14 protein-coding genes are annotated in these 15,015 nt (G+C 41.6%); 9 read left to right on the plus strand and 5 right to left on the minus strand.

Going from position 1 to position 15,015, the window contains the following annotated elements:
• Positions 1-2: 2 nt before the first annotated feature.
• Positions 3-2,252 (plus strand): bifunctional prephenate dehydrogenase/3-phosphoshikimate 1-carboxyvinyltransferase, encoded by a 2,250-nt coding sequence (locus tag FB6_RS07100; RefSeq protein ID WP_174559419.1) that lies wholly within the window; start codon positions 3-5, stop codon positions 2,250-2,252.
• 109 nt (positions 2,253-2,361) lie between these two features.
• Positions 2,362-2,739, plus strand: coding sequence for a hypothetical protein (locus FB6_RS07105; RefSeq protein WP_174559341.1), 378 nt, complete (start codon positions 2,362-2,364; stop codon positions 2,737-2,739).
• A gap of 162 nt (positions 2,740-2,901) precedes the next feature.
• Here the strand turns inward: FB6_RS07105 and FB6_RS07110 are convergent, their stop codons facing one another.
• Complete coding sequence (locus tag FB6_RS07110; RefSeq protein ID WP_174559342.1) at positions 2,902-3,531, minus strand: alpha/beta hydrolase; 630 nt, start codon at positions 3,529-3,531, stop codon at positions 2,902-2,904.
• A 124-nt stretch (positions 3,532-3,655) separates the two neighbouring features.
• Between FB6_RS07110 and yaaA the strand changes: the two genes are divergently transcribed.
• From yaaA to FB6_RS07135, 5 genes are all read left to right on the plus strand, one after another.
• Complete coding sequence (yaaA, locus tag FB6_RS07115; protein WP_174559343.1) at positions 3,656-4,438, plus strand: peroxide stress protein YaaA; 783 nt, start codon at positions 3,656-3,658, stop codon at positions 4,436-4,438.
• 230 nt (positions 4,439-4,668) lie between these two features.
• The gene (locus FB6_RS07120; RefSeq protein WP_174559312.1) at positions 4,669-4,827 is read left to right on the plus strand and encodes a hypothetical protein; all 159 of its coding nucleotides are present in this window, start codon (positions 4,669-4,671) and stop codon (positions 4,825-4,827) included.
• A gap of 375 nt (positions 4,828-5,202) precedes the next feature.
• Entirely contained in the window at positions 5,203-6,525 is a 1,323-nt protein-coding gene (locus FB6_RS07125; protein WP_174559344.1) for an NCS2 family permease, read from the plus strand.
• Between the two features lie 80 nt (positions 6,526-6,605).
• Complete coding sequence (locus tag FB6_RS07130) at positions 6,606-7,607, plus strand: adenosine deaminase (protein WP_174559345.1); 1,002 nt, start codon at positions 6,606-6,608, stop codon at positions 7,605-7,607.
• An 85-nt stretch (positions 7,608-7,692) separates the two neighbouring features.
• Complete coding sequence (locus FB6_RS07135; protein ID WP_174559346.1) at positions 7,693-8,052, plus strand: hypothetical protein; 360 nt, start codon at positions 7,693-7,695, stop codon at positions 8,050-8,052.
• Between the two features lie 66 nt (positions 8,053-8,118).
• Here FB6_RS07135 and FB6_RS07140 read toward each other — a convergent pair whose 3' ends face one another.
• Complete coding sequence (locus tag FB6_RS07140; RefSeq protein ID WP_174559347.1) at positions 8,119-8,673, minus strand: cytochrome b; 555 nt, start codon at positions 8,671-8,673, stop codon at positions 8,119-8,121.
• A 232-nt stretch (positions 8,674-8,905) separates the two neighbouring features.
• On the opposite strand from FB6_RS07140, the gene FB6_RS07145 reads away from it, so the two are divergent.
• The gene (locus tag FB6_RS07145) at positions 8,906-9,295 is read left to right on the plus strand and encodes a hypothetical protein (RefSeq protein WP_174559348.1); all 390 of its coding nucleotides are present in this window, start codon (positions 8,906-8,908) and stop codon (positions 9,293-9,295) included.
• A gap of 72 nt (positions 9,296-9,367) precedes the next feature.
• Positions 9,368-9,946: a ribonuclease HII gene (gene rnhB, locus FB6_RS07150; protein WP_174559349.1), complete on the plus strand. Its 579-nt coding sequence runs from the start codon at positions 9,368-9,370 to the stop codon at positions 9,944-9,946.
• Between the two features lie 102 nt (positions 9,947-10,048).
• Here the strand turns inward: rnhB and csrA are convergent, their stop codons facing one another.
• The 3 genes from csrA to alaS all read right to left on the minus strand — a co-directional run bounded on the left by csrA (position 10,049) and on the right by alaS (position 14,605).
• Positions 10,049-10,312 (minus strand): carbon storage regulator CsrA, encoded by a 264-nt coding sequence (gene csrA, locus FB6_RS07155; protein ID WP_174559350.1) that lies wholly within the window; start codon positions 10,310-10,312, stop codon positions 10,049-10,051.
• A gap of 252 nt (positions 10,313-10,564) precedes the next feature.
• Positions 10,565-11,845 (minus strand): aspartate kinase, encoded by a 1,281-nt coding sequence (locus FB6_RS07160; protein ID WP_174559351.1) that lies wholly within the window; start codon positions 11,843-11,845, stop codon positions 10,565-10,567.
• Between the two features lie 66 nt (positions 11,846-11,911).
• Positions 11,912-14,605 carry an alanine--tRNA ligase gene (gene alaS / locus FB6_RS07165; protein ID WP_174559352.1) on the minus strand — a complete coding sequence of 898 codons (2,694 nt, stop codon included), beginning with the start codon at positions 14,603-14,605 and terminating at the stop codon, positions 11,912-11,914.
• Positions 14,606-15,015 lie beyond the last annotated feature (410 nt).

Below are 15,015 nucleotides of genomic sequence, written 5' to 3' on the forward strand. Positions count from 1 at the left end.
TGATGTCTCAGCCACTGTTTGAAAAAGTTGCATTTATTGGACTTGGGTTAATTGGCTCAAGTCTGGCGCGTGTGATGATTGCTGAAAATCTGGCAAAGCAAATTGTTGCATCTACACGTTCACAGAAAACCTTGGACGATGCCAAAGCTCTGGGCCTGATTCAGGCCGGTTATAGCAATCCTGTAGATGCGGTACAAGGTGCGGATCTGGTGGTTTTAGCCCTGCCTGTACGTGCAACGCAAAAAGTGCTGCAAACCATCAAACCTTATCTGTCTGATAGCACCATTATTACCGATGTGGGCAGTACCAAGGGTAATGTCGTGGATGCAGCCAAAGCGGTTTATGGTGAACAGTTACCAAGTGGTTTTGTGCCGGGTCATCCGATTGCCGGAGCAGAACATACTGGCGTGCATGCCGGCAAAGTTGATTTATTTGCCAATCATAAAGTGATTTTAACCCCGCTACCGAGCAGTGGCGACTGGGCAGTACAGAAACTGATTCAACTGTGGCAGGCGGCCAAAGCGGAAGTGATTTGCATGGATGTGGAAAAGCATGATGAAGTGCTGGCCCATACCAGCCATCTTCCGCATTTGATGGCCTTCAATTTGGTAGAGCAATTGGCCAACCGTGAAGATAATTTAGATATTTTCCGTTATGCTGCAGGCGGTTTTCGAGACTTTTCGCGAATTGCCGCCAGTGATCCACAGATGTGGCATGACATCTTTTTTGCCAATAAAAAAGCAATTTTAAATGCTGTAGATGGATTTGAGCATCAACTCGCCCAAATCCGTAAACTGATTGAAGACGAAGATTCACAAGCATTGATGGGATTACTGGGACATGCTCAGGCAGCACGCCAGCATTTCAATCACATGCTCGCTAAAAGACCCTTGATGGAGAAAAATAAAGTGACGACACAGCAATTTACGATTTTACCGGGTAAGAAAAATTTCCAGGGTAAATTTACCGTGCCAGGGGATAAATCTGTGTCACACCGTTCCATCATGTTTGGTGCGATTGCCGAAGGGACTACCCATGTTACCGGTTTTCTAGAAGGTGAGGATGCATTGGCGACCTTGCAAGCGTTTCGTGATATGGGCGTGAGTATTGAAGGCCCTAAAAATGGTGAAGTGACCATTCATGGCGTTGGTATCAATGGTTTAAAAGCGCCAAAAAGTGCTCTATACATGGGGAACTCTGGTACATCAATGCGCCTGCTTTCAGGCATGCTGTCTGCGCAGCAGTTTGATTCGGTGATGACGGGTGATGCTTCATTGTCTAAACGTCCGATGGAGCGGATTGCCAAACCACTTCGTGAAATGGGTGCGCAGATTCAAACCACAGGTGAACGTGGTACTCCGCCGGTATCTATTACTGGTAGTCAGAATCTGCAAGGGATTCATTATGACTTGCCTATGGCTTCTGCTCAGGTGAAATCAGGGATTTTACTGGCAGGTCTATGGGCCAATGGTGAAACTTCAGTGACTGAACCGGAACCGACCCGTGACCATACTGAACGCATGTTGCGCGCTTTTGGTTATAAGGTGAAAACCGAAGGCAACCGCATTTCACTACAAGGTGGAGGCAAGTTGGTGGGTACTGAAATTCAGGTGCCATCCGATATTTCATCGGCTGCATTCTTTATGGTGGGTGCGGCAATCACAGAAGGTTCGGATGTTACTTTGGAAGCGGTAGGCATTAACCCGACCCGTACCGGGGTGATTGAAATCCTGAAACAGATGGGGGCCGATCTTACTGTAGAAAACGAACGTATTGCCGGCGGTGAACCGATTGCAGACATTCGCATTCGTGGCACACGTACTTTAAAAGGCATTCATATGCCAGAAGATCAGGTGCCACTAGCGATTGATGAATTTCCGGCACTGTTTATTGCCGCAGCCTGTGCTGAAGGTCAAACCATTTTGACTGGTGCTGCCGAACTTCGCGTGAAAGAGTCAGATCGTATTCAAGTGATGGCCGATGGCTTAAAAACCATGGGCATCGACTGCACGCCAACTGAAGATGGCATCATCATTGAAGGTAAGGGTAAAGCAGGTGACTGGTCTGCAATCTTTACCGGCGGTGAAATTGAATCACATCATGATCACCGTATTGCCATGAGTTTTAGTATGGCGGGTTTACGATCTTCAGGTGTAATTAAAATTGTTGGCACTGAAACGGTAGCCACCAGTTTCCCAACCTTCACTGAACTTGCGAATCAAGCAGGCTTGCCAATTCAGGTGAGTGAATAATTAGTCTAATTTTGTCTATTTGTTAGACAACAGCCAAGCTTTTGCTTGGCTGTTTTGTTTTAATTGCTTATTCTAAAACCATACAATAAAAATGTCTTTGGATGTAGAGATGAGAAAATTACAATTTACAGCAAACTGTGAAAAGCATAATCATGTGTCGCAGCAATCCAATGATTGCCACGTAACTCAGGAATATGTTGCAGATCTTTTATCTAAAGAGTTGGGTCAATACGGTTTTCAGACCTTGTCACAAAGTGGTGATCAGGTTGCAGTGAGTGTAGATAATCAATCCTTGCCTCTATCGGTCACTTGCCAGAGTCATGATGCAGAAGGGCATTTAGTGTGTGAAATTACTTCATACCCAGAGGAAGGGCAGGATTGGCTAGATCGAATTACAGAGCAGAGTTTGTTGAATCAATTGGCCCAGGCTGTTGAAAATACCTTGAAAGAAGATGAATCCTTTAGTGAGTTTAAATGGAAGGGTTAAGCATAAATATAGGCTTGAATTCTTAATATGCTACTTCTTGGATTTATCAGTCTGGTTAAATTTAAAAGCTCAGCAAAGATAAGTGCTTTTATCGTCTAAAATAAAATTAGTAATGAACAAAAAAGACCATCACTTGAATGGTCTTTCTAATTTTTAAATTGATCAGGCAATTAAGAAACGAGAGATTGCAACACGTAATTGCTTTAAATAACCTGTAAAGAAATGGTTAGCACCCGGTAAAACGGTAATTAGATGGCGCTGTGGTTTAGCCCACTGAATGAGATCAGATAACAGGGTGATATTATCTTCTTCACCATGGATAAATAAAATATCACCCTTAATATGGGGTGTTACATAATGGCGTACACCAGCAACTGTTGTGGTAGGTAAACCACATAAAATGGTTTGCACTGGTTGTTGATCTACAGGAAGCAGCGCATAGCATTTTGTCATTACATTTGCGCCAAAACTAAAGCCACCTGCGTAAAATGGAAGGTTTGGATGAAGACTACGTGCGTATTGAATCACCTGCATAGTATCTTGGGTTTCGCCGTTGCCTTCATCATGTACCCCGGCACTTTGACCAGAACCACGGAAGCTGGGGCGATAGACTGCATAACCACGTTCTAAAAACATTTGTGCTAAAAGAGCAGGGACTTTGTGTTGTGGCGTGCCACCTTGAAGTGGATGCGGGTGAGTCACTACCGCGAATCCTTTCACTTCACCCTGAGGATAATCAACAAAAATTTCCAGTTGACCCGCAGGACCTTGAATGAAAATTTGCTCGGACATGTCACAACCGACTAATAACAGGAGAATCAGATATTTTACCGATAATGTTCAGTAAAAACACAAATTGGAAATAAAATAATCCTACTGTTATAGTTTGTTTAATTATTTTTTGATCAGGTTATTCATGCTCGCCTTAATTTCTCCTGCTAAGACTTTAGATTACGAATCTGCACTTCCAACCGATGCGCATACATTACCAAGATTGCTAGAACATTCACAAGAACTTGTAGACGTTAGTCGTAAACTGTCTGCTGCAGATATCGCCAATTTGATGAGTGTGAGCGAAAAAATTGCCAAGTTAAACGTTGCTCGTTTTCATGATTGGCAAGCGGAGTTCAATTTTTCTAATGCTCGTCAGGCCTTATTCGCCTTTAAAGGGGATGTTTATACCGGTCTGGATGCGTATGCATTAAATGACCAGCATATTGCCTATGCACAACAGCATTTGCGTATGTTATCAGGGCTTTATGGATTGTTACGTCCTTTAGACTTGATGATGCCATATCGCCTGGAAATGGGCACCAAATTGCAAAATCCGCGTGGACATAATTTATATGAATTCTGGGGCGATCGAATTACCCAGTTAATCAACCATGATCTGGAACAGGCTAATTCCGAACTTTTGGTGAATATTGCTTCGGATGAATATTATAAGTCGGTCATTGAACGCAAGATTAAAGCTGAAATCATTAAGCCGGTATTTCTAGATCAGAAAAACGGCAAATATAAAGTGATTAGCTTTTATGCGAAAAAAGCCCGCGGTCTCATGGCCCGTTATATGATTGAAAATCAGCTGAACAAAGCTGAAGATTTAAAATCCTTCAATACGGATGGCTATTATTTTGATGCAGACAGCTCATTAAAAGGGGAGCTGGTATTCAAACGAGACGAGCAACACGCGGCTTAACCTAATCGTTCTAAAAATAAAAAACCCTGATGTTTATCAGGGTTTTTTTTTGAATTGAATAATGAAAATAAGAGCGAAAATGTTGTGATCACATCACATTTTTTATTATTTTTTGATATGATAAGGAAAAGTTTTTTGAACAATAATATTTTCTTATGAGAAAGTTGTTAATTCCTATCTTTATTTTTTCAGTTCTGATACTGGGTTATGCTGTGTATCAGGATTCGCAAATGAAAAAAAGACAGGAATTGGAGCAGGTCATTCAGGATGCCCATCAGTCCTTAAATATTGTGGATACTAATCCGCACAATATGATTTTAGGTGATCAGGTTGAAATCATGATGACAGACTCTTCTGATCAGTTTATTTTAAAGCCGAAAGAGCTTTAATTCTTGATTTTTGACTTATAGTTTAAAATATCTGACTAGTTAGTTGAAATTTAATTAGAAATAAATTTTAGAAACAATAAAAACCATTGTGATATAATTTGCCACTATCAAAAACGGGATCAAAATTTTTATAGACTAAGAATTTTAATCTTTAGTTCAAGAAGCTGCATCAATGATATGCAGCTTTTTTGTTGATAGTTTTTCTTCATTTGTGCATTTGGATGTGAGTGAAAAACTCTTCATAGACATGTTTTTGAATGGAAATATTGGCATATCCATGGCTGGGACATCTACAAAATTAATGATGATTGAATGACCGGATCATTAATTTTGTAGCGTGCTGACGGCATAAAGTTTACTTACAGGGGTAAAGTCATGACGACTCCTAATCCATCTTCAGAGAATATGCTGGAACGCTTATTTAAGCTCAGCGAAAACAAAACCAGTTTTCGTACAGAAGTTCTTGCAGGTGTAACTACTTTCTTAACCATGTGTTACATCATTATTGTCAATCCAATGATTTTATCCGAAACCGGGATGGATCATGGGGCTGTCTTTGTCGCAACCTGTCTTGCAGCCGCTATTGGTTGTTTGGTGATGGGATTGATTGCGAATTATCCAATCGCTCTTGCACCAGGTATGGGGCTCAATGCCTATTTTACCTATTCAGTGTGTATGGGCATGGGTGTGCCATGGCAAACAGCACTGGCTGCGGTATTTGTCTCTGGTCTGGTGTTCATTGCAATCAGCATGTTTAAAATTCGTGAAGCGATTGTCAATGCCATTCCAATGTCACTGAAATTTGCGATTGGAGGCGGGATTGGCTTATTCCTTGCGTTAATTGCATTAAAGAATTCAGGTATTATTGTTGATAATCCAGCTACGCTTGTAGGTCTGGGTGACTTGAAACAACCGACCGTATTGCTGACTTTGCTTGGCTTCCTAATGATTGTGGTGATGCATCATTTTAAAGTTCGTGGTGCAATTATTATCAGTATTCTGGTGATTACCGCTATTGCGACCGCAATGGGCTTGAACGAGTTTAAAGGTGTCGTAGGTGCAATTCCTTCTATTGCTCCAACCTTCCTGCAAATGGACTTTGAAGGCCTATTCACAGCCAGTCTGGTCGGGGTTATTTTTGTATTCTTCCTGGTAGATTTATTTGACTCGACCGGTACCTTGGTAGGTGTTGCACATCGTGCCGGCTTACTCAAAGATGGTAAATTACCACGTTTGAAAAAGGCATTATTTGCTGACTCGACTGCGATTGTTGCTGGTGCGGCATTGGGTACATCTTCAACCACACCTTATATTGAATCGTCTGCAGGTGTTGCTGCCGGTGGTCGTACAGGTTTGACTGCTGTGGTTGTGGCTGTATTGTTTGTACTGTGCTTATTCTTGGCACCTTTGGCACAATCAGTTCCAAGTTTTGCGACAGCACCTGCATTGTTATTTGTGGGTGTGTTAATGATTCAAGGTATCGTCAACATTGAATGGGATGATATCACTGAAGCTGTTCCTGCATTTTTAACCATCGTATGCATGCCATTTACCTATTCAATTGCAGATGGTATTGCGATGGGCTTTATTAGCTACGCATTAATCAAACTGCTGACAGGTCAAGCGAAAACTGTACCTTATATGGTATGGATTGTTGCTGCACTTTGGGCATTGAAATTTGCTGTATTTGGTGGCTAATTCACCATATTCAGGATAGGGTGTAAACTCAGTTTGCACCCTTTTTTATTTTTTGAAAAAAGATTTTATAAGGATAAGATATGAATCAACTTGAGCTTATTCAAGCGCTGCCCAAAGCAGAGTTACACGTACATATTGAAGGAACGTTTGAGCCTGAACTTATGTTCGAGATTGCTCAACGTAACTATATTGATATTCCGTATAAATCTGTAGAGGAAGTTAGACAAGCTTATAACTTCCATAATTTACAGTCATTTTTAGACATATATTATGCGGGTGCCAATGTTCTGATTCATGAACAGGACTTTTATGATCTGGCTTGGGCATATTTTGAAAAATGTGCGGCAGATAAAGTTGTGCATACTGAAATGTTCTTTGATCCGCAAACCCATACCGATCGTGGTATTGCTTTTGAAACCGTGATTAATGGTTTAAAACGTGCCTGTGATGATGCAAAAGCGAAGTTTGGTATTAGTTCGCATTTAATCATGTGCTTCCTACGTCATTTGTCCGAAGAAGCGGCATTTGAAACTCTTGAACAGGCTTTGCCTTATAAAGACAAAATTATTGCTGTGGGACTGGATTCAAGTGAAGTTGGGCATCCACCATCTAAATTTGAACGTGTATTTGCCAAAGCCCGTGAACATGGTTTCTTGGTGGTTGCACATGCAGGTGAAGAAGGTCCAGCTGAGTATGTCTGGGAAGCACTGGATTTGCTCAAAGTAAACCGTGTGGATCATGGCGTGCGTTCAGAAGACGATCCGAAACTCATGCAACGTTTAATTGCTGAGAAAATGCCACTGACTGTATGTCCGCTCAGTAACTTAAAGCTTTGCGTCGTTGATGATATGTCACAGCACAATATTCGTCGTCTGTTGCAGCAAGGCGTACATGTGACCGTCAATTCAGATGATCCCTCTTATTTTGGCGGTTATATGAATGATAATTTCATTGCAATTACAAAAGCCTTGGATCTGTCCAATGATGAGTTGAAGCAATTGGCTAAAAATTCATTTGAAGCATCGTTTATTTCGGCTGCTGAAAAACAGAAATGGGCTAAAGAAATTGATGCTTTGATGTAATTGATGGTCTGGATATATGCTTTGGATTCAGCGGCTTCATGTATGGGGTGGCTGAATAACCGGGTGTTAAATATTAGGTTCTAATGTGAAAAAGAGTGTTTGTTGGGTATTTATTATCAGTCTGCTGGCTTGTTCTGTATCGGTCTTTGCCACAGATAAAAATTTTTCATTAACCCAAAAAATGTTGAAACCAGTAATTGAGCAAGGCTGTAAAAGTGAATTAAATGATTCAAAAGTTTGGCAATCCGCAGCGTTGTTTATGAGCTCAGAGCGGCAAGCAACAGTACAAAAACAAGTGTGTGGTTGCGTAAGTGAACATGCATTGCAGGATATCTCAGCCAAAGAGTTAGCAATGGCATCGATGAGTGAATCTGCCAAAAATAGTCTGATGAAACAGGCAGTGATGAACAGCATAAAAGGCTGTGCTCAAGATGCCTTGAATTAAGATTCAAATCTAATAAAGCCGCATCTGTTGATATACAGATGCGGCTTTTTTATGAATGGAAATAAATTATTTGGCTTGGCGGGTCATGCTGCGCAAGACATTATCTTTATCAATAAAATGATGTTTCAAGGCTGCGGCAATATGGCCGACAACAAGTAAACCGGCAAACCAGGACAAATAAATGTGTACAGGTTTTACAATTTCTAAAATATCCGGGTCTTCTTGTACTAAACGTGGAATTTCGAATAAATATAATACCGGTGCAGGATGTCCTGCGCTCCAGCTAAATAAACAGCCGGTAATTGGTAAGGCTAACAACATTAAATAGAGGGCTAAATGGCCCAGATGTGCCAAGACTTTCATGAGTGGAGACATGGTGCCGGGCAAGGCTGGAACAGGATGGGTATAGCGCCAGAAGATGCGAATTACAACTAAAAAGATAATGGTAGTCGCAATGTTTTTGTGCAGGCCTATCACTTGACCTTTAAAACTGCCATCCACATCATAACTTAAAAAGTTTCCGCTATAAAAACCGATTCCCCAAGCAGCGATAAAAATTACAGCCATGAGCCAGTGGAGTAGCTGTGCGGTGCGGGTATAGTATTGTGGCGTATTTTTCATGTCATAACCAACATGTTATTTTAAAAGTGAAAGTTGGAGGGTATGCTAATCAAATAGCACATCTTTAAAAATAATGAATATAGAACGAAGCGTATAATTCTTGCAACACTGAAGACTGTTGTTTTTTTCAACAGATAATTCATGCAATAAAAATTCATTTGAAATATACATTTCTTCCTGAGAAAAGTTTCGGCAAAATATGCCCAACAGATTTATAACTCAGGACTAAACTGTGAAAAAACTTATTGCTGTGCTCGCTCCTTTATCTTTGGCTTTAACTGCATGTGTAGCAACTAATACAACTACAGGTACGACATCTACAACAGCGCAATCAACCACACAACAACTTGGTACTGCTGCGATTAAAATCGCAATCAATGCAAAATGTACAACTGAACTGAATAATATTGCTGCATGGCAAAATGCAACCAAATTAATGACTGCAACTCAAAAGCAAAATATTCAAACAGAAATTTGTGGTTGTGTGAGTGATAAAGCACCACAAAGCGTGACTGCGGTAGATTTGGCGACTGCGGCAATTGATCCGGCTGCACGTAATACCATTGTTTCAAATGCAGTGACTAAAACGATTAATGCTTGTGTTGCTGAAGCAGTAAATTAATAATCAGTAATGTAATAAACAGGCTGACTTGTTCAGCCTGTTTTTTTAGTAAAAATTTAGGATAAACAAGTCATGAAAATTGCTGGCGTGGATGAAGCAGGGCGTGGCCCTTTAGTGGGCTCGGTGGTTGCTGCTGCTGTTATTTTAGATCCGAATAACCCGATTGAAGGCTTAAATGATTCTAAAAAGCTCACTGAAAAAAAACGTGAGAAATTATTCGTAGAGATACAAGAGAAAGCTTTGGCTTGGGCGATTGCAGAAGCCAGTCATGAGGAAATTGACGAGATCAATATTCTGCAAGCATCATTACTGGCCATGCGACGCGCTGTGGAGGCTTTAAATATCCAACCTGAACATGTACTGGTTGATGGTAATAAAGTCCCGCAGGGTCTTACTGTAAGCTGTGATGCAGTGGTAGGCGGAGATGCGATTCATGCGGAGATATCAGCAGCCAGCATTCTGGCAAAAGTGGTCCGTGACCGTGAAATGGTGTTGCTGGATCAGCAGTATCCACAATTTGGCTTTGCTAAACATAAGGGCTATCCGACCAAAGCACATTTTGATGCGATTGCTGAACATGGAGTGATTGACCAGCATCGTCGCAGCTATGCACCGGTGAAAAAAGCCTTGGCCTTGCTAGAGCAAAATTAAGTCCTAAACAGTGAATTCTTACGATCTAGGATCAGATAAATCTAGGGCCAGATAAATTTAAAGCGGCTAGATAGCCGCTTTATTAGAACAACATTTAATGTTTTAACGATTAAAGTCATTCGAGGTATTCTGTTGGAAATTATCTTCTTCATAAGAAGGTTGATAATCCTGATCGAGATGCTGAAGGTGTTCGTGCATAGCGCGTTCATGTTGAATTCGTTGGTAAATTTCTTCACGATGAACGGATACTTCTTTTGGAGCATTTACGCCAATACGTACCTGATTACCTTTTACGCCAAGTACAGTAACACTGACTTGATCCCCAATCATTAATGTTTCACCGACACGTCGGGTTAGAATCAGCATGTTTATCTCCTTGCAAAACGCTAAACGTGCAATTGATTTTAAAAATTTAAAAGACACAACCTTAGTATCATAGATAATATTATCAGAATCATGTGTCAAGAAGCTGACCACAAACAATTCTGTTAATATTTTCAAAAATCCTCGGTTACAAATATAACAGAGCCACTATAAGAAAAACTATAGTGGCTCTGTTCTTTTTGTAGTATTTCGCAAATTTTGTCAAACAATGACTAAAATTTGTTGTCCTACAAATTAAGCACGTGCGCTTGATTCGCCGGATTCACGGTCTAGACCGAAAGCGGTGTGTAGGGCACGAACTGCAAGTTCAAGATATTTTTCGTCAATGATCACAGAAATTTTGATTTCTGAAGTAGAGATCATTAAGATGTTGATGCCTTCTTTAGCAAGTGCAGTAAACATTTTACTTGCTACACCCGCGTGTGAACGCATGCCTACACCCACGATTGACACTTTAACAATATCAGAACGGGTAGCTACTTCACGTGCACCAATTTCTTGTGCAGTAGCTTCAAGAATGGCTTTTGCTTTTGGTAACTCACCACGGTTCACTGTAAATGTGAAGTCAGTTGTACCATCTTCTTCAACATTTTGGATAATCATATCCACTTCAACATTGGCATCACCAATAGGTGAAAGGATGTTTGAAGCAATACCCGGTTTATCCGGTACACCAAGAATAGTTAATTTTGCTTCGTCACGGTTAAACGCGATACCTGAGATGATTGGTTGTTCCATGTTGTCTTCCGCTTCAGTGGTGATTAGTGTACCGACGTTCTGTTTGAATTCTTCGTCGAATGCGCCATCATCGTCATTATCAAAACTTGATAATACGCGTAAAGGCACTTGGTATTTACCTGCAAATTCTACAGAGCGAATTTGCAGAACTTTAGAACCAAGTGATGCCATTTCCAGCATTTCTTCAAAAGAAATACGATCAACTTTTTTGGCTTTTGGTGCAACACGAGGGTCAGTAGTGTAAACACCATCAACGTCTGTATAAATCTGGCATTCATCTGCTTTTAATGCGGCAGCAAGGGCTACACCAGAAGTATCAGAACCACCACGACCTAGAGTAGTGGTGTTGCCATCAGCATCAAAACCTTGGAAACCGGCAACAACCAGCACGCGTCCTGCATCTAAATTTTCAGTTAACACATCGGTATCGATTGCTTCGATACGCGCTTTCGTGAATGCACTGTCTGTCTTGATGCCAACTTGGCGACCAGTAAGCGACTTTGCTTCAACACCAATAGAGTTGAGCGCCATTGCTAACATAGAAATCGTAACCTGTTCCCCGGTAGAGACCATTTGGTCAAGCTCACGTGGATCAGGGGTTTCGGTAATGGCCTTCGCTAAAGCAAGCAGGCGATTGGTTTCGCCACTCATTGCTGATACAACTACCACCACCTTGTGGCCGTGGTCATGCCAGCGCTTTACACGACGAGCAACATTGAGAATGCGCTCGGGAGTGCCCATAGAGGTACCGCCATATTTTTGAACGATTAATGCCATAGTTGTTCCATAAAAGCCATGATCCTGAATTACCTTTTCAGGATCAGTTACACAAAAGGTGAAGTTTTATTTTGCTTCAAGCCAAGCTGTTAAACCTGCCATTACTGATGCAAACTTCTCGTCAAGTGGCGCGCCACCTTGTGCCAAGTCAGGTTTACCACCACCTTTACCACCGAGTTCGGTAGCCAAGTGTTTGATAATGTCACCTGCTTTAATATTTGCAGTGAAATCTTTTGCTACAGAAGCGAGCAGGCTGACTTTGTCACCCTCTACACCTGCAAGCACGATCACTGCATTGTCCAATTTAGATTTCACACCATCATGCAGGTTGCGAAGTGATTTCGCATCCATATTTTGAACGGTGGTGATTAAAGTTTGACGACCTGCCACAGTTTGAACTTGGCTTAAAAGTTCAGCAGCCTGGAAGTTCGCCAATTTTTGATTAAGCTGTTCAATGTGCTTTTGCAAACTAGAAGCGGTGTGAGCCAAAGATTCAACTTTTTCCAAAGTTTGATCTTTTTGTGCTTTCAATAAGTCGTTAATTGCATGAATGTCTCGATCCGCTTTTTGTGCAACTTCAACCGCTTTGGTACCTGTCACCGCTTCAATACGACGCACACCTGCTGCAACACCGCCTTCAGAAGTAATTTTGAACAGGCCGATATCGCCAGTGCGTTTTACGTGAATGCCACCACACAGTTCAATCGAGAAGTTTTTCTCGTCAATCATTGAACCCATAGACAATACACGTACTTCATCACCATATTTTTCACCGAACAACATCATAGCGCCTTTTTCTTTGGCAGCTTCGATGTCTAAAAGTTCAGTTGAAACAGCAGTGTTGGCAATCACTTCGCGGTTAACAATACGCTCAATTTCTTGAAGCTGTTCGAAAGTCACAGGCTGGTCGTTGGCAAAGTCGAAACGTAGAAGCTCGCTGGCAACCAATGAACCTTTTTGTTGTACGTGCGTACCCAATACTTGACGAAGGGCAGCATGTAACAAGTGAGTTGCAGAGTGGTTGCGTGAAGTTGCTTCACGGATGTCTGCTTTCACAATTGCTTCAACATTTTGAGCAGCTTTGAGGTTACCCATTGTCACGATACCTTGATGGACAAATGCCCCACCAGATTTTTTCGTGTCTTGAACTTCAAAAATACCGGTTTCGTTTTTGAAGATCCCTGTATCACCTACTTGACCGCCGCTTTCTGCATAGAAAGGGGTTTGGTTCAATACGATGAGGGCTTCGTCGCCTTCAACCACTTCGGCAACCTGCTCACCATCTTTATAAATGGCAACGATTTGACCTTGGCCTTGAGTGGCTTCATAGCCTTCAAATTGAGTTTCACCTTCAACTTTCACAATGCTGTTATAGTCGATGGCAAATTTACCGGCATCACGTGCACGTTGACGTTGTGCTGCCATTTCCACTTCAAAACCGGCTTCATCAATACTTAAATCACGTTCACGTGCGATGTCAGCAGTCAAGTCAGTCGGGAAGCCGTAAGTGTCATACAGTTTAAATACGGTTTCACCCGGAATCACTGAACCTTTTAGATTAGCGAGTTCGCCTTCAAGCAATTTCAAACCTTGCTCTAAAGTTTTCGCGAATTGTTCTTCTTCTTTAAGCAGTTGTGCTTCAATACGTGCTTGGTTGGCTTGAAGTTCAGGATATGCAGCACCCATAACATCAATTAACGGTTGCAACATTTTGTAGAAGAATGAACCGGTTGCACCCAATTTGTTACCGTGACGAACTGCACGACGGATAATACGGCGCAGTACATAACCACGACCTTCATTCGAAGGATTCACGCCATCTGCAATTAAGAAGCAGCATGAACGTGCATGGTCGGCAACCACTTTAAGTGATGCAGGATATTGAACAGGTGTATTTTTCTCAGCTGCAGCAGCTTCAAGCGCTTGGGTATCTAGACCAATAATTTCAGCAGCAGCTTTAAGCAAGTTTTGGAACAGGTCAATTTCGTAGTTCGAGTTTACGTGTTGTAAAACTGCAGAAATACGTTCAAGGCCCATACCAGTATCTACAGACGGTGCTGGAAGAGGGTGGAGTACGCCATCTGCAGTACGGTTGAACTGCATGAATACGTTGTTCCAGATTTCAATGAAACGGTCGCCATCTTCTTCTGGTGTACCTGGTAGGCCGCCCCAGATATGGTCGCCATGGTCAAAGAAGATTTCAGAGCATGGACCACAAGGACCGGTATCACCCATTGCCCAGAAGTTATCTGATGCGTATTTTTCGCCTTTGTTATCACCAATGCGGATAATGCGGCTGGCATCTAGACCAATTTCTTTGTTCCAGATATCAAATGCTTCATCATCAGTATGATAAATAGTGGCATAAAGCTTATCTTTAGGCAGAGCCAACCATTTGTCGCCGGTTAAAAATTCCCAGGCAAATTTAATGGCATCACGTTTGAAGTAATCACCAAATGAAAAGTTACCTAACATTTCAAAGAAGGTGTGGTGACGAGCGGTATAGCCGACATTATCTAAGTCGTTGTGTTTACCACCTGCGCGGACACATTTTTGTGAAGTTGTAGCACGCACATAATCACGTTTTTCCAAACCCAGGAAGCAGTCTTTAAACTGGTTCATCCCGGCATTGGTGAACAGTAAAGTCGGGTCATTGGCTGGTACTAGTGAACTCGACGCGACACGTGTATGCCCTTGCGATTCAAAGTAGCTTAAAAAAGCTTCGCGAATTTCAGCTGATGTCATAAAACGAGTACTCACAACCAAGTCACTCCATATATTTCGTATTGGCTAGTAGTGTACCGGGCATTTTCATGGAAGATAAACTGCCCCAGCACACTGGGCTTAAAATTTTAAAACGCCAAATTATAACGGAAAAAGCCGCATGCACCAATCATTTTCAGGTGAATTAATGACAATTCTGTGCATTTGCTGTGCGGGCTTCTGGGGCTAAATTCTGGAATTTCTCCTTAAGTGTCATAGCAAAATTTTGATGAAGGGTTGAGTGAATATTTGAATTAATCATTTTTAGTCAGGATTTGCCATGAAATATGCCGATGAAAAGAGATAGGTGATTAGGAAGTCACGATATTGATCAACAGACATGAATAAATGGTATCGGGATTTGGTTAAAATCCATTAACATAGGCAGGTGTTTACATCTACCCAAG

Source organism: Acinetobacter bouvetii, assembly GCF_902753875.1.
Lineage (GTDB): Bacteria > Pseudomonadota > Gammaproteobacteria > Pseudomonadales > Moraxellaceae > Acinetobacter > Acinetobacter bouvetii_A.

What these genes read in the sequence shown, in the direction of transcription:
- FB6_RS07100 (WP_174559419.1), top strand. Translation starts at nt 3, where the DNA reads ATGTCTCAGCCACTGTTTGAAAAAGTTGCATTTATTGGACTTGGGTTA.
- yaaA (WP_174559343.1), top strand. Translation starts at nt 3,656, where the DNA reads ATGCTCGCCTTAATTTCTCCTGCTAAGACTTTAGATTACGAATCTGCA.
- FB6_RS07125 (WP_174559344.1), top strand. Translation starts at nt 5,203, where the DNA reads ATGACGACTCCTAATCCATCTTCAGAGAATATGCTGGAACGCTTATTT.
- FB6_RS07160 (WP_174559351.1), bottom strand. Translation starts at nt 11,845, where the DNA reads ATGGCATTAATCGTTCAAAAATATGGCGGTACCTCTATGGGCACTCCC.
- FB6_RS07105 (WP_174559341.1), top strand. Translation starts at nt 2,362, where the DNA reads ATGAGAAAATTACAATTTACAGCAAACTGTGAAAAGCATAATCATGTG.
- csrA (WP_174559350.1), bottom strand. Translation starts at nt 10,312, where the DNA reads ATGCTGATTCTAACCCGACGTGTCGGTGAAACATTAATGATTGGGGAT.
- rnhB (WP_174559349.1), top strand. Translation starts at nt 9,368, where the DNA reads ATGAAAATTGCTGGCGTGGATGAAGCAGGGCGTGGCCCTTTAGTGGGC.
- FB6_RS07130 (WP_174559345.1), top strand. Translation starts at nt 6,606, where the DNA reads ATGAATCAACTTGAGCTTATTCAAGCGCTGCCCAAAGCAGAGTTACAC.
- FB6_RS07110 (WP_174559342.1), bottom strand. Translation starts at nt 3,531, where the DNA reads ATGTCCGAGCAAATTTTCATTCAAGGTCCTGCGGGTCAACTGGAAATT.
- FB6_RS07120 (WP_174559312.1), top strand. Translation starts at nt 4,669, where the DNA reads ATGAAAAAAAGACAGGAATTGGAGCAGGTCATTCAGGATGCCCATCAG.
- FB6_RS07140 (WP_174559347.1), bottom strand. Translation starts at nt 8,673, where the DNA reads ATGAAAAATACGCCACAATACTATACCCGCACCGCACAGCTACTCCAC.